6 protein-coding genes and 2 pseudogenes are annotated in these 8490 nt (G+C 68.8%); 2 read left to right on the forward strand and 6 right to left on the reverse strand.

Features of this window, described 5'->3' with window-relative positions; genetic code table 11:
- Nucleotides 1–14: 14 nt before the first annotated feature.
- The 5 genes and pseudogenes from ACIBAI_RS17485 to ACIBAI_RS17505 all read right to left on the reverse strand — a co-directional run.
- A complete protein-coding gene (locus ACIBAI_RS17485) occupies nucleotides 15–1040 on the reverse strand; it encodes a polysaccharide lyase family 1 protein (protein ID WP_399035094.1) in 1026 nt (341 codons plus the stop codon).
- A 15-nt stretch (nucleotides 1041–1055) separates the two neighbouring features.
- Complete coding sequence (locus ACIBAI_RS17490; RefSeq protein WP_399035096.1) at nucleotides 1056–2129, reverse strand: polysaccharide lyase family 1 protein; 1074 nt, start codon at nucleotides 2127–2129, stop codon at nucleotides 1056–1058.
- A gap of 208 nt (nucleotides 2130–2337) precedes the next feature.
- A pseudogene (locus ACIBAI_RS17495) lies at nucleotides 2338–2506 on the reverse strand (transposase family protein); the annotation flags it as partial.
- A 289-nt stretch (nucleotides 2507–2795) separates the two neighbouring features.
- Nucleotides 2796–3419: a hypothetical protein gene (locus ACIBAI_RS17500; protein ID WP_399035098.1), complete on the reverse strand. Its 624-nt coding sequence runs from the start codon at nucleotides 3417–3419 to the stop codon at nucleotides 2796–2798.
- Between the two features lie 418 nt (nucleotides 3420–3837).
- Nucleotides 3838–3978: pseudogene (locus tag ACIBAI_RS17505) on the reverse strand (IS701 family transposase); the annotation flags it as partial.
- A gap of 550 nt (nucleotides 3979–4528) precedes the next feature.
- On the opposite strand from ACIBAI_RS17505, the gene ACIBAI_RS17510 reads away from it, so the two are divergent.
- Both ACIBAI_RS17510 and ACIBAI_RS17515 read left to right on the forward strand, forming a co-directional pair.
- Nucleotides 4529–5230, forward strand: a complete 702-nt coding sequence (locus ACIBAI_RS17510) for a DUF4232 domain-containing protein (RefSeq protein ID WP_399035100.1) — start codon at nucleotides 4529–4531, stop codon at nucleotides 5228–5230.
- Between the two features lie 310 nt (nucleotides 5231–5540).
- A complete protein-coding gene (locus ACIBAI_RS17515; protein WP_399035101.1) occupies nucleotides 5541–6425 on the forward strand; it encodes a TIGR03619 family F420-dependent LLM class oxidoreductase in 885 nt (294 codons plus the stop codon).
- Nucleotides 6426–6455: 30 nt separating this feature from the next.
- Here the strand turns inward: ACIBAI_RS17515 and ACIBAI_RS17520 are convergent, their stop codons facing one another.
- Nucleotides 6456–7472 carry an IS630 family transposase gene (locus ACIBAI_RS17520; RefSeq protein ID WP_399035125.1) on the reverse strand — a complete coding sequence of 339 codons (1017 nt, stop codon included), beginning with the start codon at nucleotides 7470–7472 and terminating at the stop codon, nucleotides 6456–6458.
- Nucleotides 7473–8490 lie beyond the last annotated feature (1018 nt).

Raw genomic sequence — 8490 nt, forward strand, 5'->3', positions numbered from 1 at the left:
TGTGCCTCCCGGGTTCAGGCGATTCTGCCGGCGCCGGCGCCGGCCGGGACGGTGGTCGGGACGGTCGAGGGGGCGTCGAGGGTGTAGGCGTAGTAGGTGCGCGGCTCGATCACCGTGCCCAGCGTCCGGGGCGTTCCGGAGCCGACGTAGAGGTTGTTCCGCTCCACCACCCGGCCCGGACCGCTCTCGTCGTAGCCGGAGCGGATCGGGTGGGCGACGTTCTCGAAGTAGTTGCCCTCCACCAGGACGCCCGCGTCCTCGGTCGAGGCCACGCCGTAGAGCCGGTTGTTCCGGTAGTAGTTGTTGTAGACGTGCACCGGCTCGGCGAACCGGACGCGCGGGTGGCGCTGGTCGGTGCCGTCGAAGAAGTTGTGGTGGAAGGTGACCCGCAGCTTGCCCCGGTCCTGGCTGCCGTTGGCGTCCGAGTGGCCGATCAGCATGGTCTTGCTGTGGTCGTGGAAGTGGTTCCAGGAGACGGTGACGTAGTCCGCGCCGCGCACGATGTCGATCAGGCCGTCCGCGCCCGCGCTGAAGGTGCAGTGGTCGATCCAGATGTGGTGCGAGGACTGCTGGATGCTGAGGGAGTCGTCGTCGGCACCGGTGAACCGCAGGTTCCGGATGATCACGTTCTGTCTGCGGTACATGTCCAGGCCGCCGCCGGTGATCTCCGCGTCGCCGCCCAGTCCGATGATGGTCTTGTTCGAGCGGACGCCCTGCTTGCTGCTGATGCGCAGGGTGCCGAGGACCTGGATGACGTAGGGCTCGTCGCGGTCGCAGTAGTCCAGGAACGTCTCGGCGTCGGTGACGGTGACCACCGGGCCGCCGGCGCCGCCGGTGGTGCCGGACAGGCCCAGCGCGGGGACGCCCGCGAAGCCGTCGGCGCTCTGCGCCGCCGCGGCGGCTCGGACCCGCGGTACGGAGGCGGGCGCGGCGGCCCGCGCGAGGCTGCTCCCGCCGGTGGCCGGCAGGGCGGCCAGGGCCGCGGTGGCGGCGGTGCCCGCCAGCAGGCCGCGGCGGGTGAGGGAGGGGAGGTTCCGCATGGTCGTCTCCGTCTCTCAGATCTTCCCGACGCCGGCCCCGGCCGGGACGACGGCCGGGACCTCGGCCGCCCGGTGCGGGGTGTAGGCGTAGTACGTGCGCGGCTCGACGACCGAACCCCGCGTCTCGATGGGGTGGTTGCACTCGACGAGGATGTTGTCGCGCGCGACCAGACGGCCGAGGTCGCCGCTGAAGTCCACCCGGGCCGGGTTGTTGACGCTGTGGAAGTAGTTGCCCTCCAGCACCACCCCGGCGTCCATGGCGGAGGCCACGCCGTAACTGTTGTCGCGGTAGTAGTTGTTGTAGACGTGCACCGGCTCGGCGAACCGCACCCGCGGGTTGCGCTGGTCGGAGGCGTCGAAGTGGTTGTGGTGATAGGTGACGCGCAGCCGCCCGCGGTCCTGGGCGGCGTTGTCGTCGTCGTGCCCGAGCAGCAGGGTCTTGTCGTGGTCGTGGAAGCGGTTCCAGGACACGGTGACGAAGTCCGAGCCGCGCTTGATGTCCACGGCGCCGTCGTCGCCGTCGGAGAAGTCGTTGTGGTCGATCCAGATGTGATGCGAGAACATCTGGATGTTGATGAGGTCGTCCGTGGCTCCGTCGAACGACAGGTTGCGGATGATGACGTTGTGCACGGCGTCCGGGGGCGGCGAGGTGACGCCGTCGCTCACCGGGAGGCCGATGTGCAGGCCGCCGCCGGTCAGCCGGGCGGTGCTGCCCAGACCGACGATGGTCTTGTCCGAGGCGACCGGGTGCATGCCGTCGCGGGACCCGGCGGGCAGCGTGATCGTACCGCTGACCTGCACGACCAGGGGTTCGGGGCGGGAGATGTGGTCGAGGAGCTGCGCGGTGGTGGCGGCCGTGACGACCGCGCCGCCCGCACCGCCGGTGGTGCCGTTCTGCCCCAGGGCGTCGACGGAGGCGAAACCGTCGGCGGTCGCGGCCGAGACAGCGGGAGGGGAGGAGGCAGGGGGAGGGGAGGAGGCGGAAGGAGATGCGGAAGCGGAGCCGACGGGCGCGGTGGTCAGGAGGGAGACGGCCAGCGCGGCGACGATCAGTCCGGCTCTGGACGCACGGCATCTGGATAATCGCATGACGGATAGCCCTTTCTGCAGCTGTTTCCGGGCATGGCGGAGAAGGTGCTTGCGTGGCGGGCTGTACTGACCGAATGGCGGCGCATTCTTCGGTAAGCGCTTTCCGTGGAAAGTAAAGCTCTCGTTGCGAGCGCGTCAACAGGCGTGCGTGTGCGCGAAAGACGAGAATTTCCAACAGAAGGGAACAGGTGTCCCCGCTTGGACAGGTGATGGATGACGGCGGCGACGTAGGCGTGAGCGGTGCCGACCGAGATCCCGAAACCGGCCGCGATCTGCGCCAGGGTGTCGTGCCGACGCAGGTGCACCAGGCCGACCAGGGCACGCTGGTGCGGCGAGAGCTTGCAGCGGCGGCCACCCTCACGGGTGACGATGAGCATGGTGACCCACTCGACCAGGGCGTGAGGCAGGTCGAGTGCGGCAGGATGGACACCCGACGAGGCTCCCGCGCCGGTGGGTTGAGACGTAGAACACCTCCTCCAACGGCACGGGAGCCTCGTGCGTTGCGGGACACCGGCCCGTTGTGCCGAAGCACGGCAGTTGTCACCGGCAGAGCTGGTTGAGCTGGGTGTATGAGACCGGTCGAAGCAGCCCGATTGTCACCGGTGAGGCACGCTGTTTGTCACAGATTTTCGTTCAGGACCACCGTGACCGACCGGAAGCGGCCTCTCAGTATCCCCAGCTGGCGTAGATGGTGACGTTCTCGCCATTGTCCCTGGCTCCGACGCACACGTCACGCCAGTCAAGCAGCCAGCCGCTGGAGCGGCAGTTCTCTTGCTCGAGGCCCAGTTTGCGGATGATCTCCGGGCGGGACAGGCCGTCCCCGCTGGTGACCGTCGCGGCGCGCCAGCAGCCGCCGGAACCGCAGCTGATGCCTTCGTCAACCATGCTGATGCCCGGCGGCAATAAGGGGAGGGCCTCGGGCGGCGGGGCGTCCGAGCCTTCGCTGATCATCAGCGCATACAGGAGACCGGCCACGAGAGTGAGGGCGAACTGCATCCCCAGGAAGCCGATCGCTCCATTGCGGCGGGGAATCCATTCCGGGGGAGGGGAGTTCTCGTGCCGACCTTCCAGTCCCGCACCGCAGGCGATGAGCAGAGGCGCCAGGACCGTGAACACGAGATGGGCGTCGGGTCCGGGGGCGTGGATCCAGCCCTGCTGGACACTGATCAGCACACCGGCTCCGGCGAGCAGCGTGCCGCCGATCGCGAAGCCGACAGGGCGGGTGCGGGCGATCGTCATCCAGACGACGGCGGGCGCGACGGCAAAGAGTATCCCCAGGACGATCAGCATGTACGGGGGGACGTGCGGCCCCGAGCGCCCGGTTCCATGCGACCGGGTCTCGCCTCAGACCCGCGGGCCGGTTGTTCATGCCGTGTAGTGCGGCGAAGTCGACGTTGCCCAAGTCTCACCCATGCGCACCTACGGCCTTGCCGGTGACAACAAGCATGCCTATGTGACCCTACGTGACAACTGTCGTGCTTCAGCTCACCCGTCACCCGATCAGTGGCCACGCTGAAAGAACTCACTGAGTCGCCGACGGGGCCGTCCGCTACTGAGCTTGTCGGAGTGATGTCGTCAGGGTGAGTCCGGTTGCGGCGAGGCATCCGTCGATGGTTTCACTGTGGTACTGGAGTTCGGGGAGAGTGCGGCGCAGGACGTGCATCAGGTGGTCAGGGCCGGTGAATACTCCTGCCGTGGATCGTGATCTTCATGTCTGATTCGCGGCTTGTCGGCGGTAGCGGCTGGCCTGGGCTCGGGCCTGATGGCGGCGTCGCCAGGCGGACCAGCGGAGCCGGTGAGTCGCATCGCGCACGGGCCGGACGACTAGCGTGGTGAACACACGATCTAAACTACGTGCCTGAGCTGAAGGGCGGTCGCCTCGCACTCGCCGAGGCGACCAATACGCCGGAGCTGCCCCGACCTGCCAGGTCCCAGGACTGGTCACCGCCGTTTGCGGCCGGCGCACGGTTCTTATCAGCACCCGGCCATGGGGGCCGCTGTGCCGGACACGGTGAGCAGCAAAATCATGCGGAGCCAACCGCAGTCGATGCGGTGGATACGCAGGTGGCCCCCAAGCAGGCCAGGTGGCCCCCAGGCAGGCGGAGTAGTGAGCGGGCTGTTCGGTGACTGCAGGAGGTGCTCTCGTGACTCACCGACCGGTTGGCCACACGGCTGCGGGCGACCGGGACGGCCCGTTACAGGACTGTCCGGACAGCGCCCTGGTCCCGCCGGACTGCCCGCCGCGCTGCCCCTTGTTACCGAATGCGGACAGACCCGAGTGAACCGACGCTCGCCCTGTGCCATCTCATGGGGTGTAACGAAACAGCCGATCCGGCTGGTCACCCTGCAGGAGCAGGGAAGGCACCGCGTCCGGACAAACCACAGGGGGAGTTTTCATCATGACCACGCACCGTGCCCGCCGTACCGCCGTCCTGGCCGCCGTCACCGCCGCGCTGGCGCTGGGCCTGACCGCCTGCGGCGGCACCAGCGACGGCTCGACGGCGGCGGGCGGCGACCACACCGCTGGCAGCACCCCGAGCCGGTCCGCGTCCGACGGGGACGGCAAGGGCAGCGCGGCGCAGGCCGACAGCGCTGGTCACCTCAAGGCGGGAGTGCGCTCGGCGACCGCCTCGGGCGTGACGGGAAAGGTCGTGAGCAAGCGCGCGACAGCCGGCACCCAGCCCTGCCGTGGAGACGAGACGCTGGTCACCGCAGTGCACCGGTTCGCCGGCCAGCAGGGCGACCACCTGCTGCTCACCGCGGTGAACGAGGGAACCACGCCATGCTGGGTCACCTCGTACCCCGCCGTGGTGCTCGACTGGAACACCGACAACGTCGCATTGCCGCACTCGAAGGAGGACAGCCCCGGCGGCGACAAGCACATCACGCTCCAGCCCGGAGGCAAGGCATACAGCGCGGTGAACCTCTTCGACTACGGCTCGAACAACCACACGGCGCAGTCGCTCGCCATCGCGCTGCGCGACGCGGACGGTCACACCGGCCCCTTCTACTCCGTCACCGTCAAGGGGCAGAAGCCGCAGTTCAGCTGGAACGAGGCCGACGTGCTGAACTGGAGCACCGAAAAGCCGTACAACTTCTGACAGCAGAGCCTGTTCAATGAACTTCTGGAGTTGTTAGGGGTTCAGTGGCGGGTGGCGGCGAGCTGGGCGCGCGGTAGGGGGCCCGGGTCGGTGACGTTGGCGGGGGTGGGTCCGGTGCCTAGTGCTCTGACCGGGAAGGTTCACCGGCTTACGGAGTCACGGTGTTGTTCAGCGAGCGCCGTGCGGAGTGACAGGCGATCCGCTGCGTCCTAGCCGGGGATGAAATAGGGGCGGTGCGGGAGTTGGGTGTGGCGACAGGGCGGTCGGTGATCGTCGTGTCGCCATCGGACTGCCGTCGAAAGGCAACCTCATGCCCCTGCTGCGCCTCGGCGTTTCCCTTCAACCGCGCTGGCCACTCGACGACGGAGCCAGCGTGCTCCGCGCCGCACGCCACGCTGAAGACTTAGGCTTCGACCACGTTGCGGTCGGCAACCGCCTACTGGACAGCGGTTTCGGCCTCGACACTGATCCGCTTGTTCTGCTGTCGGCCGTCGCAGGGGCGACGACGCGCCTGCGGCTGCTGACGTCCGTGCTCGTCGCGCCGTACTACCCGGCGCTGGTGCTCGCCAACCAGGCGGCCACCCTGGACGTCGTGTCCGGTGGCCGCTTGATCCTGGGCGTCGGCACCGGCTGGAATTCTGACGAATTCGATGCCGTCGGAGTACCCGCGCGTGAACGTGGTGCACGCACCGACGACCACCTCGCCGCTGCCAAGGCCCTATGGACCCGGCGACCCGCAGACTTCGACGGGCCGTTCACGACACTGCACGCCGCGCACCTGGGAGTGCCTCCGGTCACCGCCGGCGGTCCGCCCGTGTGGGTCGGCGGCCACAGCGACGCCGCCCTGCGCCGTGCGCTGCGTTTTGGCGACGGCTGGTACGGCACCGGCACTGACGCCGCAGAGGTCACCGACGTGCGGCGCCGCCTGTGTGACCTCGCCGGCGCAGAGAACGCTGTCCGGCTGACGCTCGCTTCGGCCGCGTTCCTTACTCCGCCCGGTCTTCCTGCGGCGGTTCCGCCACCGGGACGGCCGCTCGGCGGCACTGCGCCCACTGCAGCGAGTGTCGCCGACGACCTCGGGCGGCTCGCCGAGGCCGGGCTCACCGCTTGCACCCTGTGGCTGCCTGTCGCGGCTGAACATGTCGAGAAGGCTATGGAGTGGGTCGCAGCCGAGGTGGCACCACGACTCGCCTGATGCCATAGCTGGGAAGACCCGCCAGGCTGATCAAGCTGCCGCGTCGAGGGGGCGTCCGCCCCAGCGGATGCCCTTCTCGCTGCGGATGCGGGCGCGTTCTCGGCGTTGGGCGGCGAGGACGTCGGGATGGCGGGTGTTGGCGTTGCGCCAGCGCAGGTAGGCGTGCAGGGCCCGGGTCTGCGCGGGATGGCTGCGGTGGTGGGAGTTGGCCAGGGTGAACTGCCGCAGCGGGCCGAAGTGGGCCTCGATCGGGTTGGCCCAGGAGGCGTAGGTCGGGGTGAAGCACAGCTTGACCTTGTTCTTCTTCGCCCAGCGGCGGATGTCCGCTCCGGTGTGGGCGGAGAGGTTGTCCAGGATGATGTAGATCGGGGCGCCGTCGGGCCGGGCGGCGCGGATCGACTTCAGCGCGGCCAGAGTGTTGGCGGTGCCCTTCCGGCGGCGGTTGACGCCCCAGAGCGTGTCATCGCCGACGGAGTAGCAGCCGTGGAAGTAGGTCACGCCGTGGGTGCGGTGGTAGGTCGCCGGCAGCCGGTCGGGCGTGCCCTGTTTCGCCCAGCAGGAGCCGCCGGTCGGCCGGATCCCGAGCGGGCCGAACTCGTCGAACGCAAAGACCCGGTCCGGGAAGTGCTCCAGGACGTGCTCGATGCGGTCGAGCTTGGCGTCACGGTCGGGGTCGGGTGACTCCTTCCAGGTTTTGGTGCGCTGGAAGGTGATGCCGCGGCGCCGGAGCAGGCACCGTAAGGCTTCCCGGCCGATGCGGATGATGCGTCCGTGGACACGGCGCAGGTAGGCGGCGAGTTTCCGGATCGACCAGCGGGTGAAGGGCTGGCCGAGCTTGGTGGGGCGGGTGGTGGCCGTCTGGACGAGGAAGTCCTCGTCGTCAGGAGTGAGCAGGCGGGGACGGCCTCCCGCCCACTGGGGGTCCAAGCAGGTCAGACCGATCTCGTTGAACCGGTGGATCACCTCCCGCACCGTGTCCTCGTCGGCCTGGACCAGCTGCGCGATCACCGGGACGCGGTTTCCGCCGGCCGAAGCGAGCAGCATCATCGCCCGCCGGTAGCGCACCGAGCTGGTACTGCCCCGGCGCACGATCTGCTGCAGCTTCTGCCCCTCCTGATCGGTCAGTCTGCGCACACGGACAGGCTCAGCTACCACACCTCCAGCGGTCGGAACGGACGTCACCGCCCATCCAACCGCCCCAACCGCCAACCCGGCGAACCTTCCCGGTCAGAGCACTAGCGGGCAGCGAGTGGTCATCGTCCGATCATCACGGCGGGGCCGGAGTTCTTCTTCATGGCCCCCGCCGTGTGCACCGGGCGGCTGTTGGAGCTCCTGGCCGTAGTCGACGGGCTGGGCGCGGCTGGTTCGGCGCGGCGGTTGCACGGCCGGTGCGGCTCGCGGATCCGGGCCGGTGCTTGCCACGGAGGGCTTCCCAGGGAAGTAGTCGGCGCCGCAACCGGCCCCGTGCCGACCCCTTGTCTTCCTGGGCAGGCCGTATGCCGAAGGCCCGCGTACGGCACCGACCGGTGCGACCCAGGCCGCGCCCCAGGGTGTGACCTCGTTCCTTCGTGACGCTTGAGCTCCGTGTCCTGGTCCACCTCGCGGCCCGCCCCGGCCCGGTGGCTGACCGCCTGGCCGACGCCCTCGATCGTCGCACCGCCACCTGACCGCCGACCCTGCTCCCTCGCCCGGCGGTAGTTGGGCGTGGGGTGCGCGGATACAGATGAAGCCGACGGCCGGCCTGGAAGGGCATGGCGATCAGCTTCACGTGGGCAGGCGCGCCAACGGTGTTGTCACGTTGTTGGGTGCGTGACTGTCCGATGGCGCGTCAAGGCGTGGCGGGCCCGCGGTCATGAACCGCACCGGCTTGACCGGCAACGACGACCGCTGAGCGCTGCCCGACGGTAGACGCGACAGATCTGAACCTGGCCGAAAAAACCGGTAACTGACCTCCCGGTTCGCGTAAGAAGCCCAGCTCACAAGGTTTTGGTCAAGACGCTTCTCGAGTTTGGTGACGGATCAGTCAATTCCGCCTGCTCGTCGCGGTGATTGGGGCGACAACGAA

The sequence above is a fragment of the Streptomyces sp. NPDC051041 genome (assembly GCF_044456065.1).
GTDB classification, from domain to species: Bacteria; Actinomycetota; Actinomycetes; order Streptomycetales; family Streptomycetaceae; genus Streptomyces; species Streptomyces glaucus.

What these genes read in the sequence shown, in the direction of transcription:
- ACIBAI_RS17485 (WP_399035094.1), bottom strand. Translation starts at nt 1,040, where the DNA reads ATGCGGAACCTCCCCTCCCTCACCCGCCGCGGCCTGCTGGCGGGCACC.
- ACIBAI_RS17490 (WP_399035096.1), bottom strand. Translation starts at nt 2,129, where the DNA reads ATGCGATTATCCAGATGCCGTGCGTCCAGAGCCGGACTGATCGTCGCC.
- ACIBAI_RS17500 (WP_399035098.1), bottom strand. Translation starts at nt 3,419, where the DNA reads ATGCTGATCGTCCTGGGGATACTCTTTGCCGTCGCGCCCGCCGTCGTC.
- ACIBAI_RS17510 (WP_399035100.1), top strand. Translation starts at nt 4,529, where the DNA reads ATGACCACGCACCGTGCCCGCCGTACCGCCGTCCTGGCCGCCGTCACC.
- ACIBAI_RS17515 (WP_399035101.1), top strand. Translation starts at nt 5,541, where the DNA reads ATGCCCCTGCTGCGCCTCGGCGTTTCCCTTCAACCGCGCTGGCCACTC.
- ACIBAI_RS17520 (WP_399035125.1), bottom strand. Translation starts at nt 7,472, where the DNA reads ATGATGCTGCTCGCTTCGGCCGGCGGAAACCGCGTCCCGGTGATCGCG.